The 19,322-nt window shown below is 42.2% G+C and carries 13 protein-coding genes; 7 read left to right on the top strand and 6 right to left on the bottom strand.

Annotated features, from left to right (window positions below; translation table 11 throughout):
- Positions 1 to 30: 30 nt before the first annotated feature.
- From H6G77_RS36255 to H6G77_RS15275, 3 genes are all read left to right on the top strand, one after another.
- On the top strand, positions 31 to 1,908 hold the full coding sequence (locus H6G77_RS36255) for a DNA-directed RNA polymerase subunit gamma (protein ID WP_190589141.1): 1,878 nt from the start codon (positions 31 to 33) through the stop codon (positions 1,906 to 1,908).
- A 100-nt stretch (positions 1,909 to 2,008) separates the two neighbouring features.
- Positions 2,009 to 6,070, top strand: coding sequence for a DNA-directed RNA polymerase subunit beta'' (locus tag H6G77_RS15270; RefSeq protein WP_190871989.1), 4,062 nt, complete (start codon positions 2,009 to 2,011; stop codon positions 6,068 to 6,070).
- A 226-nt stretch (positions 6,071 to 6,296) separates the two neighbouring features.
- Positions 6,297 to 6,845 (top strand): GIY-YIG nuclease family protein, encoded by a 549-nt coding sequence (locus tag H6G77_RS15275; RefSeq protein ID WP_190589145.1) that lies wholly within the window; start codon positions 6,297 to 6,299, stop codon positions 6,843 to 6,845.
- A gap of 95 nt (positions 6,846 to 6,940) precedes the next feature.
- On the opposite strand, the gene H6G77_RS15280 is transcribed toward H6G77_RS15275, so the two are convergent.
- Positions 6,941 to 10,414 carry a CHAT domain-containing tetratricopeptide repeat protein gene (locus tag H6G77_RS15280; RefSeq protein WP_190871990.1) on the bottom strand — a complete coding sequence of 1,158 codons (3,474 nt, stop codon included), beginning with the start codon at positions 10,412 to 10,414 and terminating at the stop codon, positions 6,941 to 6,943.
- Between the two features lie 1,300 nt (positions 10,415 to 11,714).
- On the opposite strand from H6G77_RS15280, the gene H6G77_RS15285 reads away from it, so the two are divergent.
- Positions 11,715 to 12,140: a hypothetical protein gene (locus H6G77_RS15285; protein WP_190871991.1), complete on the top strand. Its 426-nt coding sequence runs from the start codon at positions 11,715 to 11,717 to the stop codon at positions 12,138 to 12,140.
- Between the two features lie 112 nt (positions 12,141 to 12,252).
- Here H6G77_RS15285 and H6G77_RS15290 read toward each other — a convergent pair whose 3' ends face one another.
- The 3 genes from H6G77_RS15290 to H6G77_RS15300 are packed head-to-tail and all read right to left on the bottom strand — an operon-like array spanning position 12,253 to position 13,178.
- A complete protein-coding gene (locus tag H6G77_RS15290) occupies positions 12,253 to 12,600 on the bottom strand; it encodes a XisI protein (RefSeq protein WP_190589155.1) in 348 nt (115 codons plus the stop codon).
- A complete protein-coding gene (locus H6G77_RS15295) occupies positions 12,591 to 13,001 on the bottom strand; it encodes a XisH family protein (protein WP_190871992.1) in 411 nt (136 codons plus the stop codon). The genes H6G77_RS15290 and H6G77_RS15295 overlap by 10 nt, the downstream gene beginning before the upstream one ends.
- A gap of 15 nt (positions 13,002 to 13,016) precedes the next feature.
- Entirely contained in the window at positions 13,017 to 13,178 is a 162-nt protein-coding gene (locus tag H6G77_RS15300) for a hypothetical protein (RefSeq protein WP_190871993.1), read from the bottom strand.
- Between H6G77_RS15300 and H6G77_RS15305 the strand changes: the two genes are divergently transcribed.
- The gene (locus H6G77_RS15305; protein WP_190871994.1) at positions 13,177 to 14,979 is read left to right on the top strand and encodes a serine/threonine-protein kinase; all 1,803 of its coding nucleotides are present in this window, start codon (positions 13,177 to 13,179) and stop codon (positions 14,977 to 14,979) included. The two genes, H6G77_RS15300 and H6G77_RS15305, sit on opposite strands and share 2 nt — an antisense overlap.
- A gap of 158 nt (positions 14,980 to 15,137) precedes the next feature.
- Here the strand turns inward: H6G77_RS15305 and H6G77_RS15310 are convergent, their stop codons facing one another.
- The gene (locus H6G77_RS15310) at positions 15,138 to 16,343 is read right to left on the bottom strand and encodes a histidine kinase (RefSeq protein WP_190589161.1); all 1,206 of its coding nucleotides are present in this window, start codon (positions 16,341 to 16,343) and stop codon (positions 15,138 to 15,140) included.
- Between the two features lie 337 nt (positions 16,344 to 16,680).
- Between H6G77_RS15310 and H6G77_RS15315 the strand changes: the two genes are divergently transcribed.
- Positions 16,681 to 16,818, top strand: a complete 138-nt coding sequence (locus tag H6G77_RS15315; protein ID WP_190589163.1) for a hypothetical protein — start codon at positions 16,681 to 16,683, stop codon at positions 16,816 to 16,818.
- 259 nt (positions 16,819 to 17,077) lie between these two features.
- Here H6G77_RS15315 and H6G77_RS15320 read toward each other — a convergent pair whose 3' ends face one another.
- Entirely contained in the window at positions 17,078 to 17,218 is a 141-nt protein-coding gene (locus H6G77_RS15320) for a hypothetical protein (RefSeq protein ID WP_190589165.1), read from the bottom strand.
- Between the two features lie 342 nt (positions 17,219 to 17,560).
- Here H6G77_RS15320 and H6G77_RS15325 point away from each other — a divergent pair, with 342 nt between their 5' ends.
- Positions 17,561 to 19,237 (top strand): DUF1565 domain-containing protein, encoded by a 1,677-nt coding sequence (locus H6G77_RS15325; protein WP_190871995.1) that lies wholly within the window; start codon positions 17,561 to 17,563, stop codon positions 19,235 to 19,237.
- Positions 19,238 to 19,322: the final 85 nt, after the last annotated feature.

The raw sequence follows: 19,322 nt of genomic DNA on the forward strand, positions 1-19,322 counted from the left end.
AATACTTGACTTATAACTCAACACTTAAGTATGAGAGCAGCCCAAACTAATCAGTTTGACTACGTAAAAATCGGTTTGGCATCGCCAGAACGCATTCGGCAATGGGGCGAACGCACCCTACCCAATGGTCAATTAGTAGGTGAAGTCACCAAACCAGAAACGATTAACTACCGGACTTTAAAGCCAGAGATGGATGGCTTATTTTGTGAGCGCATCTTTGGCCCGGCAAAAGATTGGGAATGTCACTGTGGTAAGTACAAGAGAGTCCGCCACAGAGGAATTGTTTGTGAACGTTGTGGCGTAGAAGTTACCGAATCTAGGGTGCGCCGCCACCGCATGGGGTATATCAAACTGGCTGCACCTGTAGCTCACGTTTGGTATCTCAAAGGCATCCCCAGTTATATTGCCATCCTGTTGGATATGCCTTTGCGGGATGTAGAACAAATAGTGTATTTCAACTCTTATGTTGTTCTCAGCCCTGGTAATGCCGAAACTTTAACTTATAAGCAACTACTGAGTGAAGACCAGTGGTTGGAAATTGAAGACCAAATTTATAGCGAAGATTCTACCTTACAAGGGGTAGAGGTGGGCATTGGTGCGGAAGCACTGCTGCGCTTGTTAGCGGATATTAATTTAGAGCAAGAAGCAGAAAGCCTGCGGGAAGAAATTAGCACAGCTAAAGGTCAAAAACGCGCCAAGCTGATTAAGCGGCTGCGGGTAATTGATAACTTCATTGCGACTGGTTCTAAACCAGAGTGGATGGTGATGACCGTCATCCCCGTGATTCCGCCAGACTTGCGCCCAATGGTGCAACTTGATGGTGGACGGTTTGCAACCAGCGACTTGAATGATTTATACAGGCGTGTAATCAACCGCAACAACCGTCTGGCACGCCTACAGGAGATTTTGGCACCAGAAATTATTGTGCGGAACGAAAAGCGGATGCTGCAAGAAGCGGTAGACGCGCTGATTGATAACGGTCGTCGGGGTCGGACGGTAGTTGGTGCTAATAACAGACCACTAAAATCTTTATCTGACATTATTGAAGGTAAGCAAGGACGTTTCCGGCAAAACTTGTTGGGTAAACGGGTTGACTACTCTGGACGTTCGGTAATTGTGGTGGGGCCGAAACTGAATATTCACCAGTGCGGCTTACCCAGAGAAATGGCGATCGAGTTATTTCAACCGTTTGTAATTAACCGCTTAATTCGTAGCGGCATGGTGAATAACATTAAAGCGGCGAAAAAGCTGATTTCCCGTTCTGACCCAAGTGTTTGGGATGTGTTGGAAGAGGTGATCGAAGGACACCCAGTCATGCTCAACCGCGCACCGACACTACACCGTCTGGGGATTCAAGCTTTTGAACCAATTTTGGTGGAAGGGCGAGCCATTCAATTACATCCTTTGGTGTGTCCGGCGTTTAACGCTGACTTCGATGGCGACCAAATGGCGGTACACGTACCACTGTCTTTAGAAAGTCAGGCAGAAGCAAGGTTGTTGATGTTGGCTTCTAATAATATTTTGTCGCCAGCTACAGGTAAACCAATCATTACACCTAGCCAAGATATGGTTTTGGGGGCTTACTACCTGACCGCAGAAAATCCCCATGCTACCAAAGGTGCTGGTAAGTACTTTGCTTCCCTCGAAGATGTGATTATGGCCTTTGAGCAACAGCAAGTAGACTTACACGCCTATATCTACGTGCGGTTTGATGGTGAGCTTGAATCAGACCAACCTGATACAGAACCTTTGGAAGTGACAAATAACGATGACGGTACTCGGACGTTACTGTATAAGTTCCGCCGAGTTCGAGAAGACTCCCAAGGAAATTTGATTTCTCAGTACATACGCACAACACCTGGCCGCGTCATTTACAACAAGGCAATTCAGGAAGCACTAGTAAGTTAGGGGATTAGGCAATAGGGAGTAGGGAGTAGGAAATTTCACCACTCACTACTCCCCACTCCCCACTCCCCACTCCCTGCCAATGACTAAGGACGAATGACTAATGACTAACGAAAAAAAAGTTTTTCGCAATCGCGTAGTTGATAAAGGTCAACTGAGAAATTTGATTTCTTGGGCGTTTACCAACTACGGTACGGCGCGAACCGCAGTGATGGCGGACAAACTCAAAGATTTAGGGTTCCGCTACGCTACTAGGGCTGGGGTTTCCATCAGTGTGGATGATTTGATGGTACCACCAAGCAAGCGCAGTCTTTTGGAAGCCGCCGAAGAAGAAATTCGGGCGACAGAAGCTCGTTATCAACGGGGCGAAATCACAGAAGTAGAACGTTTCCAAAAAGTAATTGACACTTGGAACGGTACGAGTGAAGCTCTCAAAGATGAGGTGGTGGTTCACTTCAAGAAAACCAATCCCCTCAATTCTGTGTACATGATGGCGTTTTCGGGAGCGCGGGGTAATATTTCCCAAGTCCGTCAGTTGGTAGGGATGCGGGGACTGATGGCAGATCCCCAAGGGGAAATTATTGACTTACCAATTAAAACCAACTTCCGGGAAGGTTTAACTGTTACAGAATATATTATTTCGTCTTACGGTGCGCGGAAAGGCTTGGTAGATACGGCGCTGCGGACGGCTGACTCTGGGTATTTGACTCGCCGTCTTGTGGACGTGTCTCAGGATGTGATTATTCGGGAATTTGATTGTGGTACTACCAGAGGTATTCCGATCAAAGCTATGACTGAAGGTAGCAAAACCTTGATTCCTCTGGCGACTCGCTTGATGGGAAGGGTAATTGGCGAAGATGTTGTACATCCAACCACTGGCGAAATTATCGCACCCCGGAATACTCCAGTTTCTGATGACTTGGCGAAAGACATTCAAAAAGCTGGGGTAACACAAGTGGTGGTGCGATCGCCTCTTACCTGTGAAGCCGCCCGTTCTGTATGTCAACATTGCTACGGCTGGAGTTTGGCGCACGCCAAAATGGTAGACCTGGGCGAAGCTGTGGGCATCATTGCGGCGCAAAGTATCGGTGAACCCGGTACTCAGCTGACCATGCGGACATTCCACACCGGGGGGGTATTCACTGGGGAAGTTGCTCAACAAGTACGCTCCAAAATGGCTGGGACAGTCAAGATTCCTCGCAAGTTGCGGACAAGACCCTACCGTACACGCCACGGTGAAGATGCTTTGTATGTGGAAGCAAACGGCATCTTAATTTTAGAACCCAAAAAAGAAGGTAGCGAAACCCCTGTTAACCAAGAAATTCAAGTTACCCAAGGTTCCACACTATACATCACCGATGGTCAACAGGTAAAACAAGGTCAGTTATTGGCAGAAGTCGCCATTGGGGGACGGACAACTCGCGCCAACACTGAAAAAGCGGTGAAAGATGTGGCCTCGGACTTGGCTGGGGAAGTGAAATTTGCCGATGTGGTAGCGGAACAAAAAACCGACCGTCAAGGTAACACCACAACCACAGCCGCTAGAGGTGGTTTGATTTGGATTTTATCTGGGGAAGTTTATAACTTGCCTCCTGGTGCAGAATTGGTCGTGAATAATGGCGATCGCATCGATACCAACGGTGTGTTAGCGGAAACCAAACTCACCAGTCAGCATGGTGGTGTAGTGCGTTTACCCGAAGCTACCCCCGGCAAGAGTACCAGAGAAATTGAAATCATCACCGCTTCGGTAGTTCTAGACCAAGCCGCCGTTACTGTTAACAGTTCTCAAGGACGCAACAACTACTTAATTACCACTGGAAACAACCAGGAATTTAACCTGCGGGCTACCCCAGGCACAAAAGTGCAGAATGGTCAAGTAGTTGCAGAATTAATTGATGACCGCTATCGCACAACCACTGGTGGCTTTTTGAAATTCGCTGGGCTAGAAGTCCAGAAGAAAGGCAAAGCCAAACAAGGTTATGAAGTCGTACAAGGCGGTACAATCCTGTGGATTCCCGAAGAAACCCACGAAGTTAACAAAGATATCTCGCTGCTGTTGGTAGAAGATGGTCAGTTTGTCGAAGCCGGTTCTGAGGTCGTCAAAGATATCTTCTGTCAAAACAGTGGTGTTGTAGAAGTCACCCAGAAAAACGACATTCTGCGGGAAGTGGTAATTAAACCCGGCGAACTGCTGATGGTGGATGATCCAGAAGCGGTGATTGGGCGAGATAACACCTTTGTCCAACCAGGGGAAGAACTATTGGGACAAACCGTTACCGAGTTGCGTTACATCCAGTATGTCGAATCTCCCGAAGGCCCAGCATTGTTAAGCCGTCCTGTAGTGGAATTTGCTGTACCTAATACCCCAGATGTACCTTCAACAACATCTGTAAGTCAGCAAACCGGACGTTCCATTCAATTACGTGCCGTACAACGCCTACCTTACAAAGATTCTGAGCGGGTCAAATCTGTGGAAGGTGTGGAACTACTGCGGACTCAGTTAGTGTTGGAAATTGAGCAAGAAGGCGAACAAGACCACAATGCTTCACCCTTAGCAGCCGATATTGAATTGATTCCTGATGCTGAAGATTCAGAAATCCAACGCTTGCAGTTAGTGATTTTGGAATCATTAGTAATTCGCCGTGACATTGTAGCTGATGCTACCCAAGGTAGTACCCAAACTAGTTTGGAAGTCAAAGACGGCGACACGATCGCCCCTGGGGCTGTAGTTGCACGTACCCAAATCTTGTGTAAAGAAGGCGGGATTGTGCGCGGTGTCCAAAAAGGCACAGAAGCAGTACGCCGTTGCTTAGTATTGCGTCACAGCGATATGAACACCGTGACAACGGCTGCACAACCGAAAGTGAAAGTCGGTAATTTGCTGGTAGAAGGTGCAGAAATCGCCCCCGGTGTATTTGCGGAAGAATCTGGGGAAGTTGTAGAGGTGAAGAATGCGCCTCCCGCAGCTGCTGGTGATGAATCAGCCCTCAGTACCCATAATTATCGGGTGACGATTCGCTCTGGTCGTCCTTACCGAGTCAGTCCTGGCGCGGTGTTGCAAATAGAAGATGGCGATTTGGTACAGCGCGGCGATAACTTAGTGCTGTTGGTCTTTGAACGCGCTAAAACCGGAGACATCATTCAAGGTTTACCACGGATTGAAGAACTTCTGGAAGCTCGGAAACCAAAAGAAGCATGTATTTTGGTACGCCGTGGTGGAGAAGTCAAGGTGGTTTATGGTGATGGCGATGAAGCGATCGCAGTGAAAATTGTCGAATCCAATGGTGTAGTCACCGACTATCCCCTTGGCCCTGGACAAAACCTGATTGTTCCTGATGGTTATCACGTCACCGCCGGACAACCAATCACCGATGGCCCATCTAACCCCCACGAAATTCTGGAAATCTTCTTCAGCTTGGGTTCTGAGGATGGAGTCTACGCTTGCGCCAGCCATGCACTACAGAAAGTGCAAACATTCTTGGTGAACGAAGTGCAGTTAGTGTATCAGTCCCAAGGGATTGATATTGCCGACAAACACATTGAAGTAATTGTCCGCCAGATGACCAACAAAGTGCGGATTGATGATGGTGGTGATACTACCATGCTTCCTGGTGAGTTGGTGGAACTGCGCCAAGTTGAACAAGTCAACGAAGCAATGGCCATTACTGGTGGTGCAAGAGCGCAATATACACCAGTATTGTTAGGTATTACCAAAGCATCCTTGAATACAGACAGCTTTATCTCGGCTGCATCCTTCCAAGAAACAACTAGGGTATTGACGGAAGCAGCAATTGAAGGTAAATCTGACTGGCTGCGGGGTCTGAAAGAGAACGTAATTATCGGACGCTTGATTCCGGCGGGTACTGGTTACAATACCTATGATGAACCTGGTGCGATCGATGATTACTCAACTTTGGATACTTCCAGTGTCTTGGATGAAGTTGATGATCCTCTGGATATGGTGTTAGACGATCGCACTGCCCGCGCCTACAATTTAGATGCGCCTTCCCTGACTGAAGGTACTTATGGTAGCCGACGCACAGGATCAATTTTGGATGAAGATGATTTAATTATCGATGGAGTTCATGAAGTCCACGACCTCATACCTGATGACGAAGAGGATGAATACGAGGAAGTTGACGAAGATGATGATTTCGATATGTAAATCGTTAGTGAATAATTAGTTAGGAAAGGCAAGAGAAAATTTTCTTTTGCCTTTTTCTTTTGACTATTTTGAGAAAATTATGTTTTATCCACAAACATAGTCTTAAACTATGCTTCGACTGTTATATAGTAATTTTCATGGGAATGAATTACAAGAGAAAATAATTAACCGCCGATAAATACCGATGATTTTTTTGTAGAAAATTTAAATTAACAATATTTTATATATGACTAACGAAATAAATAATCCGTCTTTAGCAAATCTAGAATATTTTCCTTACATTGATGCAGAGGGAAAACTCCCGGAAATATTTCAAGGAAAAATAGGTGTGTATGCAATTTTTAATCATGATCAATTGCTCCAGTTTGTCGGATATTCTCGTGATGTTTATTCTAGTTTGCAACAACATTTAGTGCGTCAACCAGAACAATGTTATTGGGTGAAAGTACAAACTATTGAACGTCCTAGTCGGACAGTTTTAGAAAATATTGAAAATGCTTGGATTGCTGAAAATGGCACAATACCTCCAGGTAATGGTGAAAATAAAGAAAAATGGACACAACCAATTAACGTCAAAAATTTGATGACAGCAGAAGAACAAGCAAGTTATCACAATCCTGCTAATGATGAGTTAGCACAAATCAAAGTTGTCAAAAATGTGGCACGAAGGGTAGAAGCGGAAATTTTCAAAGTTTTAGAATCTCGTGGGTTGCAATTACAACTGCGGTTTAATCCTAAATTGAAGGAAGAAGGATTACTCGATTTGAAGTCTTGATAAGTAGAAGGAATAAATTAAACCTAACTTAAGATGACTTGGTTTCGATATTTCGACAGGCTCTTCGTTTTGATGCGTAAATTCTAATTTAATTATTATCTCCACTCACCTTGTAAGGTAAAACCAGCCCAGTAATAAGGTGCAGAATAGTTTTCATCTCGCCACAGTTCTAACCTTGCTTCTCGCAGTGCCGCCGCCGGGGTTAATTCTTGTTTGAGAACTTTGGTATAAAATGCTTTCATCAATTGGGATGTTGCTTCATCATCCACATTCCATAAACTGACTAACACACGCGGACTACCAGCGTACATAAATCCTCTGGCTAATCCAACTAATCCTTCGCCTTTGATTTGTTGGCTTATACCAGTTTCGCAAGCACTAAGGACAATCAAATCTGCGGGTAGTTTGAGATTAAAAATATCTTGCAGTCGCAAAAAGCCATTTTGCAACATCCCTTTTTCGTCAAATAGTGACAGTACTACACCAGATAAGGACGGATTTTTGGTATCTAAAATGCCGTGGGTAGCAAAATGAATGATGCGGTATTCACTCAGTTGAGAACTAGTGACAAAATTTCGGTTAGCAGCAAAGTCTAATGCTTGCAGAGTCAGAGATTTTGGCACTAAAGCTAAAATTCCCTCGGCTTCTTGGCGAGTGAAAGATAAACGCTCAAAAGAAAAATTAGGGTTGATGAAGGGAATGTTTGGCTTGGGTATGGGTTTATGGAGAATTCTAGTCAGGCGTTCATCATCATAGCTAAATACAGCATCTGCAATCACGGCTAGGGTTTTGGGGGGTGTTTTGCGTTCTTTGTGTTCGCGCCTAATGACGGCTAAAGTAGAAGCGGATGGTATATAAAGAACTTCGTTACTTTCTAGCAGAGGTCTGATGTTTTTACCGGATGTTCCGGGTTGAGCTAAGGCCGAAAATGGCAGATATTGTAATGCACCATCACCAACTATTACCAGGCGCTTGTTTTTGATTTTTTCGGCGACTGGTTCTAACAACATTTGATTGAGTTTTTCGAGTACTTCGTAACTACTAAAAGCACCTAAACCAGAACTTGCATCTATTTTGATGTTGGCTGTCAGGTTGTAGTAACGTATTTTCAATAAATAGTTAAATTGCTTAACAACTTTTTCAATCTCTGAGCGTTTAGGTAATTCATAACTACTAATACTATTTTTACTAACTGCCCATAAATAACTGCGTTCTTCACCCAGGGCGTATTCTAATAACAGCGTTTCGTCATCTAGTACTTGCTGTTGAATTTCTTTAAGAGAGAGGGGTTGGGGTTGAGTGAGTGCAGCATATTTGGGACTGGTAAATCTGATTTTGGCTTGGACTTCTTGATATTCTTTGAGAAGTGAGGTTAATTCGTTTTCTAAGGCTTGGGCTTGTTCTGGGGTGTATTGACCACTGTTGTAGAGTTCTAAACGCAGTTTCTCTGTTGCATTTAGTCGTTGTTGCAAGTTTTGTTCTGCTTCTAGTAATTTAGGTTCTACACCTTGGCGAATATCAGCATTAGCTTCTGTGAGTAGTTCCAACAAACTGCGAGAACGATATTTTTCACTGTTTTGTAATGCTAAAGCATCGTAGCCTTGCTGGGGATATTTTTTGTGCAACTGCATTAATAAGTCATTGGCAAACTCGTAAATAGTTTGTTGGGAAGCAAAATAAGATGTACGTAGTTGTTCGTTGGTAATTTTAGTCCGGAGATTTTCGATAATTTTAATAGCTGCTTCAACTTTAACTAGAGATTCTTTGAGGTTGTCCCTGTTACGTTCTAAATAAGCAATGTTATAGAGAGTGATGGCTTCCCCGGCTTTATCTTTCATTTGCCGTCTGAGGGGGAGTGACTGGTTGTAATATGCTAAGGCTTGTTGTGTGTCTCCCAGAACAGTGTAAACACCACCAATGTTATTTAGGGTTGTTGCTTCTCCGGCTTTGTCTCTGACTTGCCGTGATAAAAATAAAGATTGGTTGTAATATTGAAGTGCTTCTTGTCTTTCGCCTAATGAGTCATAAACACGGCCGATATTATTCAAGGTAACAGCTTCGCCTGTTCTATCCCCGACTTGCCGTCTTAAAGGCATAGATTGATTGTAGTGTTTGAGTGCTTGTTGTTTGTCTCCTAATAAGTCGTAGACACGGCCGATATTATTCAGGGTAACAGCTTCGCCTGTTTTATCGCCAATTTGCCGCCTTAAAGGCAAAGATTGATTGTAGTATTTTAAAGCTTGTTGTTTATCTCCCAAAGCAGAATAAATACCGCCAAGGTTATTTAGGGTTGTAGCTTCCCCGGCTTTATCCTCTACTTTTCGTGATAAATTTAGGGATTGGTTATAAAATTCTAGAGCCTTTTGTTTGTCTCCTAAAGCGTCGTAGACACCACCAATATTGTTGAGAGTAGTAGCTTCGCCTGTTTTATCTCCAACTTCTCGTCTTAAGGGCAAAGATTGATTGTAGTATTTGAGTGCTTGCTGTTTGTCTGCTAAGGAATCGTAGACACGGCCAATATTATTAAGAGTGACTGCTTGTCCGGTTTTATCTTCGACTTTTCTAGATAAGTTGAGGGACTGATTGTAATAGTTGAGTGCTTGCTGTTTGTCTCCTAACGCATCATAAATCCCAGCGATATTGTTGAGAGTGATTGCCTCGCCTGTTGGATCTGAAATTTGCCGTCTTAAGGACATAGATTGGTTGTAGTACATTAATGCCTGGTGTTTATCTCCTAAAGCATCGTAGACACCGCCAATGTTATTCAGAGTTGTTGCTTGACCGTTTTTATCGTTGACTTGTTGTGATAAAAGTAGAGATTTGCTGTAGTATGTCAAAGCTTGCTGTTTGTCTCCCAAAGCATCATAAACACCACCAATGTTATTAAGGGTGATTGCTTCTTGAGCTTTATCGCCCATTTTGCGTGAAATGGGTAGGGATTGATTGTAGTATTTTAGTGCTTGCTGTTTTTCTCCCAAGGCGTTGTAGACACTACCGATGTTATTGAGAGTGATTGCTTGCCAGATTAAATCTCCTAGTTGTTCTGATAAAGAGAGAGATTGGTTATAGCAATCCAATGCTTTTTTTTTGTCTCCCAAGGCATCATAAACACCACCAATATTATTAAGAGTAACTGCTTGACCGGCTATATCTCTAATTTGTTGTGTCAAAGATAAGGACTGGTTAAAAAATATTAAGGCTTGCTGTTTATCGCCTAAAGCATTATAAATAAAACCAAGCTCGTTAAGTGTGGTGGCTTGTTGTTTGATATTTCCAGTTTGTTGCCAAAGTTTTAAGGCGGTTTCAAATTTAGCGATCGCTTGCTTGAAAGATGTTGCTGTTCCTAGCTTGAGTAGCTCTTCTCCTTCTTGAAATATTTGCTCGGCGCTAGAATTATTAACTACTGATGAATCTATTTGTGCTTGTAGGGTAATATTGGGGGCATAATCTCTAGCAGCTACACCTGATTCAGCAAACATTGTAATGCTGACTAAGAGAAGGGAAAGGTGGCTAGTAAACGCTACTAAAAATCTTCTTGGTTTCTGGTGACGTTTGATTCTCTTAGTCATAACAGCATTTTTTCACAAGAAGTTGTATCTGCTTCACTATACTTTTAGGCATTGGCAAGCTTGTAATTTTTAAGAAAAAAAACCGACTATAGATATAAAAATCTGATTTTATTTCTGAATTTACTTGTGTTATCAGGCAGTAAGGAATATGTAGGAGTGGGTTGACTCAATGAATCTGTGGGTAAACAAAATTTTTCCTCAACCCGCACGTACAGGAGTAAAAAATAAGCTTTATTTTAGGTTTATTGATTTTTTCCCAAATTAAATATTAGTTTTATGGATAGCATTACTATTTCTCTTAACTTCAATAGAGACAATCACTTTTAATTCAAAAACTCAAATATACTATCACCTATCTCTAAAAAATCCTTGTATTAGATATCACTTCCACTCAGCTTGTAAAATCCATGACTTACGCAAAAATTCCCAAAAAGCTTAATTTATCGTAGACGCGCAAACGGCTTCCCGCAGGGTAGAACGCCAAGAAATCGTAGAGTCTGCGTAAGTCTTAAAATCAAAGCTGCTCAATCATTAGGAATAGAATAATTTCTTGTCAGAGTTTTAATTGAGCTTTTCGTATAGCTGCCGCAGGTGTTACTTTTTGTTTTAATATTTCGGTATAAAATCTTTGCAATCAATTTTGCTGTGTCCTCATTATCTACGCTCCACAAACTCAATAAGACTTTAAAGCTACACTCATACATCAATTTTCTTGTTAAGCATACCAATCTGCGTTTTGACGCAGTAGGATTTGCTTGTTGTGTTTCTGTATGTGTTTGTTGGGCAATGTTTACTGGATAACGCCAGCCGTTGCTGTACTTGATTTAGCAAATATCAAATCCTCATGTTTTTTTCAATATACTTCTATGTAGTGTGATGACTGGTGTTTTTAATAAAATTTTTTACTCTCACGCACAGACACGGAGGTGCTGAGAGTAAAAGTTGACAAAAAGGCATATTGCTTTCTGATTTTGGCAAAATGTTGACTGAGAATGTCAAATTACTTACTCATCTTGGTGTTTTCCGCAAGCAAAATGCCAAAATACTTGCTCAAAATACCAAAGTGTTTTCTCATTTCAGTTAATTGTGTACTCATTTTGGTGTTTTCCGCAAACAAAATGCCAAAATACTTACTCAAAACTTCAAATTGCTGACTAATTTTCGTAAATCACGCAAGCATTAAAGACATTGCAGTGTAACAAAAGCCGTTGTAAATTTGCTGGAATTTTCTCAGGCTGAAAATTATAAATATTTTTTAAGGTAAAGAATATTTGCCGTACTGTATTTCAAGGTGTATATTATGGCTCGAAAAAAAAGAAGTTCAAAGATATTAGAAAAAGCTGTGCGTCGCGCCGCTAGTATCAATTCTATTGATCCCTATTTAGATTTAGGTAATGGTCTTTCTTTACCAGCTTTTTCAAATTTGATAGAGCAAATGCGAACTAAAGAAAATTTATATAATACGGCTCTTTCTAATTTAGATAAGTTATATCGGGAAATGCTAGAAACTGAGGGCGAGTTGGCAGATATGACAGAACACATGCTACTTGGTGTTGCAACTCGATACGGCAAAAGCAGTGTAGAGTATGGGATGGCAGGCGGAGTTCCAAAAAGTCAGCGTTACAAAAAACGTCGCGGCGAGTCATTAACTGCTAATTCTGAGCAACCTACAATTGTTACCAGTCTCAACAATCAAAACGGCAATAAACCAACAGTGATTAGTTAGGGAAATTTTAGCAAGAAAAATTAGGGCGATCGCATAGACAATTCCAGGAAGAGAAATATCCCATTGTTCTAAGAAAGGAGATTATCCTGATTTTAAATGCGATCGCTCTAATTTAAGTTGTACCAAACTCAGTAAACTGACGAATGTATGGCTCATGAAAAGCCAAAATAATATCTTGCTTTGGTACTCCCATTTCTACCAATCGATTGGCAATTCCTTCTTCAGTGCCATCATGTTGAATCCAAATTTTGCCATCTTTAATATCAAGATGTAAAATACAGCCAAAATCGCGTTGATTACCTCGCCAACCAACATACAGTAATTGATAATGGTCTTGCCGTTCGTCAAAAATTGTTTGCACTTCATACTCTTCGGCCGTCAATTTTTGTTGAATTGCGGCTCGTTGTTGTCTTTCAGAAAGAAGATGTTCGATGTATTGGCGATATTGTTCTACAGCCATTGAGAAATCACCTCAGCTTGTACATCATAAATAATCAGTCGTAACTGATATTTTTTAACAGATACAGCAATAAACCTTCGTTGAAAAAAACTTTCATAAATTGGTAAACGAACTGCCAAATATAGTTGGCGTTCTGGTTCAATTTGATCTAAAGCATCTCGATAGTTTAAAAACTGCCCCAACGCAGTATGAAAATCAGAGACATTCGAGGGACTCAGAAAACTTTTAATCTCCACTGCTATTTTTCTGCCCTCTTGTTCTGCTGCTAAAAGCTGTTCTGCTGCTAAATCAATCTCAAAATCTACATCATCTACATTAATTTCATAAGGGTCAGCAGTAATCTTCCAACCGTCTTTTTCTAAAGCGTTTCTGACAATATAATGAAATCTATCTTTTGCCATAGCAGTTAAAAGCACCTAGCACAGCACCATCAAAAATAATTTGTGGCTGCTGTAAAGCCATAATTCATCCCAGCCCAGGTTTATTTTATATACACTCTCACAATCCCACAAGGGAACATTATTTGTTTTGGCATCGTGATGTACATTTAAATATGGCGGACATATTGAACTGTTCATGACATCTATTCTGCTGAATAATCGCTATCAAGTTATCCAGGTACTCGGTGCTGGTGGATTTGGGGAAACCTTTTTGGCAGAAGATACCCACATGCCTTCTCGCCGTCGCTGTGTGATTAAGCAATTAAAACCAATTGCCAATGATCCTCAAACCTACGCCTTGATTCAGCAACGTTTTGAAAGGGAAGCAGCCACGTTAGAGTATCTGGGCGAAAGTAGTGACCAAATTCCTCGACTCCATGCTTATTTTTCGGAAAATGGGCTGTTTTATCTGGTACAAGAATGGATTCACGGTGCAACGTTAACTCATGTTGTCGAAACGAAAGGATGCCAAAGTGAAACCATAGTCCGAGAAATTCTCTTGAGTCTGCTATCGGTGTTGGATTATGTGCATAGCAAGGGCATCATTCATCGTGACATCAAACCAGATAATATTATTCTGCGCTCTGTTGATAGCAAGCCTGTGTTGATTGATTTTGGTGCAGTCAAAGAAACCATCCGCACAGTAGCAGTTAAACCAGGATATCCAACACAATCAATGGTGATTGGTACACCAGGATACATGCCGAGTGAACAAGCAATTGGGCGGCCTGTTTACGCTACAGATATTTACAGTTTGGGTTTAACAGCGATTTATCTTTTGACTGGGAAACAGCCTTCAGAATTACCCACACATCAACAAACCGGGGAAATTCTCTGGCAAAATTATGCGCCGCCAGTGTCACCCCAACTAGCAATGGTGCTGAATCAGGCAATTAAACCCCAGGCGAGCGATCGCTACAGTACGGCTAGTAAAATGCTTTATGCTTTAAACTCTACAGCTAATCTGCCTCCATCCCCTACTATCAATCCTCGTCCAACCGAACTCCCATCAACTCAACAAACCCAAGCTGTTTCTCCTCCCCCAAAAATTTCACCGCAAAATTCTCAAAAACCAATTTGGATATTTGGTGGTTTAATCGCCTTTGGTTTAATGACTGGGATAGGACTAGCTCGCTTAACCCGTCCCCAACAGTCGCAAGCACCCATCACCAACAATTCCGACTCTCCATCATCTCCAATTTCATCTTCAGAACCCCAAGAGCCACCAGCCACCCCATTTTTGTCTACACCTAGCACTTCCCCACAGCCACCAATCAATTCAGATACTTTATCCGCCAACAATGGCACAACAGATTCTAACTCTCCAAATGAATCTCCAGAATCTCCAGTCATCACCAATGAGCAACCTGTAAATTCAGAACCTGACAATTCCCCAACCACAACTGATTCTCAACCCACAGCCAGTCCCACACCAGAAGCACCCCCGGTAGAGCCAGAAAAACCAAATAAATCAAAAAAAGTTAGTACCACTAGCCGTCAAAGCGTTCCCGCATTCCCTACAGGGACAGACAGAAGCACCGTAGAAGCAACTCTCGGCAGACCCAAAAGGGATTTCAGAGGTTTGTGGGGTGATACTCGCGCTGTCACTTACAAAGTCGTCCCAAATCAAATCGACTTGGGCTATTTATTCGACCGTAATTCTGGCAGGTTGGTGCAAACTGAAGCCGCATTTGCTCAATCTGTAGACCCACAAGTGATGCAAAATACTTTAAGTGGAATGCTAAACGGTCGAGTCACTCCCGAAATTCAGCAAAAACTCACACAACTCCAGCAGCGTCAAAAAGATGATTTCAGTTTTAATTTAGGTTCTGTGAAAGGACAAGTTGTCCGCCAGAATTGTGATTTTATTTATATCAGCATCTGGGAAGCTGACTTACATCCCATTGGCGACCCATCGTCTGCTAAACAATGTTCGTAAAATTTGGGAAAGGGACGAGGGGGACGAGGGGACAAGGTGGATAAGGTGGACAAGGTGGAAACTATATTTCTTCTCCCTTGTCTCCCCTCTCTCCCTTGTCTCCCCCCTCTCCCTTGTCTCCCCCCTCTCCCTTGTCTAATACCACTCAACACTCAGCCCTAAAACGGATAAACAGGCAACGTAAAGTGAAACCAGGCTCCACCGTTAGGTGTAGAATCTACCCAAATTTGACCGTAATGCGCCCGAATAATTCGCTGGCATAAACACAAACCAATGCCATATCCGTCAGTACCTTCATCTCTTTGCAGGCGGAAGTGGTTCTCAAAAATTAATTCACGACTTTCGGCGGGAATACCAGGGCCAGTATCGCCCACGCTAAACTGCACTTTTTGGGTGGTGCGGTGCAAGCCGGCAACAGTAATTTTACCGCCTACTGGTGTATATTTGATAGCATTATCCAAGAGGTTGACGACGACTTGGCGAATGCGTTCTGGATCGGCATAGACGCAAGGCAGGTCTGAGGGAATATCTGTTTCTAGGGTTTGGGATTTGGCGGTGTAGCGATCGCCTAATTCCTCTAACACTTCTAAACAAAGTTGTCCAAGTTCAATTTTTTGCGGTATAATTGGAAACTCTTTATCACTGCCTCTGCCTACCTGCAACAAATCAGCAATTAAGCGGTCAATTAACTTGGTTTGAGTCCGAGCTTGTTTTAACAAATGGGCGGCCATAGCTGGCTTGAGACGTTGAAAGCTGCCTGATTCTATATTGTAATTAGATTGCAGTGTTTCAATAGCGATCGCTGCCGCCGTTAAAGGATTCCGCAAGTCATGAGCCAACATCGCTATGACTCGATCTTTGAACTGTAATTGCTCCTGAAGTTTTTCCTTTTCTTGTTTCAAATGAAAGATTTCATCAGAAAGTTTAATCAGTTCGGCGGAAACAGCAACAGAATTAATTGTTGATTTGGGTGGTGATACCCGACTATTTTCATCGATACGTTCTTGAAAATCTTCTTGCAATTTTAAATAAGCGTCTACAGCAGTTTGCCAACGCGGCCACCAGTTTTTTAATTGAGCAATAATATTACTTCCAGCCAGAACTTGCCTTGGTTCTGGATGAATTTTAATCAACGCTGGCGTAGCTACTAACTTAAAATGTTCGGCTAGATACGGTTGTTGACCGACATCAATAATTTGGACTTCAAAGTGATACTCTGCCTGCAACTCTTTTAAGTAAGAGCGTATTCGCTGTACCTGTTGTCGAGACTGGGGTCTGCCATCGACAAACAGCAACAACTGTAGAGGAGCCTCAAAATAATTAGGCTGATCCTGGGAAACTTGCATGTAATCGTGTTTCAGCACTGGTAACAACCTGGCAACGCTTTGCAGAAGATGAAATTGACTAACGGTTGTCGATGGTCGTTGTTTTTATCAATTTAATATCTATTTTAGATTTTTCATACTCCTACCCGCCCTAAGTTTTGGATGTAAGATACACCTTTTTTTCAATTTTTGCTTTCTTTTTAACTAACTTGCTGCTCAATCAACAACCTACCTGTTATACCATTTTGGATTTTGGATTGGGGAAGATTTGATTGGTAAGCTGTTCAGCAATCTATCTGTCACAATCATTTTGCCACTTGGTATAAGTATAAGTGCGTATACAAGTCTTACCACAATGTAGGAGCAGAGTTAATTGGTGAAAACTTTTATACAACTCAAGTTAGCTTTGGTGGTTTGCACTCAGGCGGCTCTCAATGAACTAGATATGTTCATACCTAGCTATTTATCTGGGAATGATGAATTTTCCCAGCCAAACTTTAGCAGTTTTGCTTAACTATCAGCACTCAAGCCGATTTTTCAGAACAGCTTCCCCTTAACTTAAGCAATTTACTAAGCTACAGAAACCAATTTACTGCTTTTTGTCAACTTTTAGTCAGGATTTATGCAAAATTCTCGATGACTAAACTAATTGCATTCTCAACAGTGTGAATGGATATCATTTAAAATGCAATTTTTATGCTGTTCTTAACCCTTGTATAAAGTTGCGGTCTTACACAAAGCAGCAACCGTGATGTAGAGTCGGGAACTTTGATTTAGTAAGCAGCACCACAAAACATCAGCACTTGTAACAACAGCATTTGCTTCGCTTCTAATACCCAGTTATTCTCTAGAATGCTGCCACCAGAATAAATGAATGCGATCGCACTCCTCAAGGCAGTTATTTTTACTTGCACAAATAGGAAGAGGTTGTTGATAGTAGTGCTAAGAAACTTTTTCTGCTCTTTCACTGATAGAACCAGAGAAAATTTCTACCTGACTTAACATTCTTGTTTTTTGGTGATCCCTAGTGGGGATATACTCCTTAGTCTAGCACTGTACCGCCAAGAGGACTAACTTTCTTTGGCAAATCTGGAATTTTCACGATTTTACAATTGTTTATTTACGTGTCTGATTGCGAAACATAGGGGATTATTTGCTAGTCATCCGTTATAGTTTTGCTGGGGATGGACAGCTAGATAGCTGTCACATCTAACCCTTCTTAGCCAACTATAATTCAGCACATTACAGACACAAAAATGAAATATCAAGGTTTTCATTTTTCTTCCATCAAAAGTATTTACTCGTTTTCTGGAAGAAACCTGAAATTGAATTTATCCTTAAAAGCCGGACTGACAGCTTTATTATTAGCTGCAACTGGTTCGACATTATTGATAGGGACAGCAAATGGCGGTGCTTCGCCCAGTGTGATAGCGCAAGCACCAGCAGCAGCAAAAGTAATTTATGTCAACCCAGCAACAGGTCAAGACAATGCAAGTGCAGGTGCAACAGCAGCCGCACCATACAAAACTATTAGCTTTGCACTCACCCAAGCTCAACCAAGTACAATTATTCGACTTGCGCCAGGAAATTATAACCAAGAAACTGGAGAAACATTTCCACTGTTAATCAAATCAGGGGTGACGTTACAAGGTGACGAAGCCAGCAAAGGTCAAGGGATAATTATTACTGGAGCAGGCTATTACACCAGCCGCACATTTGCGAGACAAGAAATTACCATTTTAGCTGACAACAACAGCGCGATCGCAGGTGTCACCGTGACTAACCCGACTCAACGCGGTACAGGTATTTGGGTAGAATCTACTAACCCGGTGATTCAAAACAACACTTTTACCGCTAATGGTCGAGAAGGCGTATTTGTCACGGGTACAGGAAATCCCAGAATTGAAGGCAATATCTTTGTGCAGAACAAAGGTAATGGGGTTTCTATTGCCAGAGCCGCTCAGGGTGTAGTCAGAAATAACTTATTTCAGGATACAGGTTTTGGTTTAGCGATCGGTGGAACTTCCACAACTTTAGTAGAAGGAAACCAAATCATTCAAAACCAAGATGGTCTATTTATCTCCGACTCCGCTAAACCCGTACTCCGCAAGAATGTCATTCAAAGTAATAAGCGAGATGGTGTAGTCGCCATTACCACTGCTCAACCAGACTTGGGTACAAACGAAAATCCTGGTGGTAATCTGATTCGTGGTAATACTCGTTATGACGTAAACAACGCCACAAAAACTAACACCATTGTGGCTGTTGGTAATGATGTTGATCAGAAAAAAATCTTTGGTCAAGTAGACTTTGTAGCAGCCACAGTCGAACCACCAACAGGCGGCGCTGTGGCCTTTAAAGATGTACCGAGCAATTTTTGGGCAAAAAGCTACATTGAAGCTTTAGCCGCACAAAATATTATTGCTGGGTTCCCAGATGGCACATTTAAACCCAATGACCCTGTAACTCGCGCCCAGTTTGCCACAATTATTACTAAAGCTTTAAATCCCACCGCTAAACGTAGCGCCATCACCTTTCAAGACGTTCCTAGCAATTTTTGGGCTTTCGCTGCAATTAGATCCGCTTATCAAAGCCAATTTGTTTCAGGCTACCCTGATGGTACATTTAAACCACAGCAACAAATTCCCAGAGTACAAGCACTAGTAGCCCTAGCCAATGGTTTAGGCTTAACCGCCAATAATCAAAACGTGCTGAATTTCTACAATGATGCGGCGCAAATTCCTAATTATGCAACTGGCCCAGTTGCAGCAGCCACTGTCCGCCAATTAGTAATTAACTATCCTACCGTTAAACAGCTTGATCCTAATCGGCAAGCAACCAGAGCCGAAGTAGCAGCTTTTGTCTACCAAGCCCTCGTTAATGCTGGACGCGCTCAACCAATAACCTCACCTTACTTGGTGACAGCTCAGTAAAATTCTCTGTTGAAACTGGGTGTAAGGGTGTAAGGGTTTTGAACACCTACACCCTTTTATTACGTAATTTATCAATAAAAATAGC

It is taken from the genome of Aulosira sp. FACHB-615, assembly GCF_014698045.1.
GTDB lineage: Bacteria > Cyanobacteriota > Cyanobacteriia > Cyanobacteriales > Nostocaceae > Nostoc_B.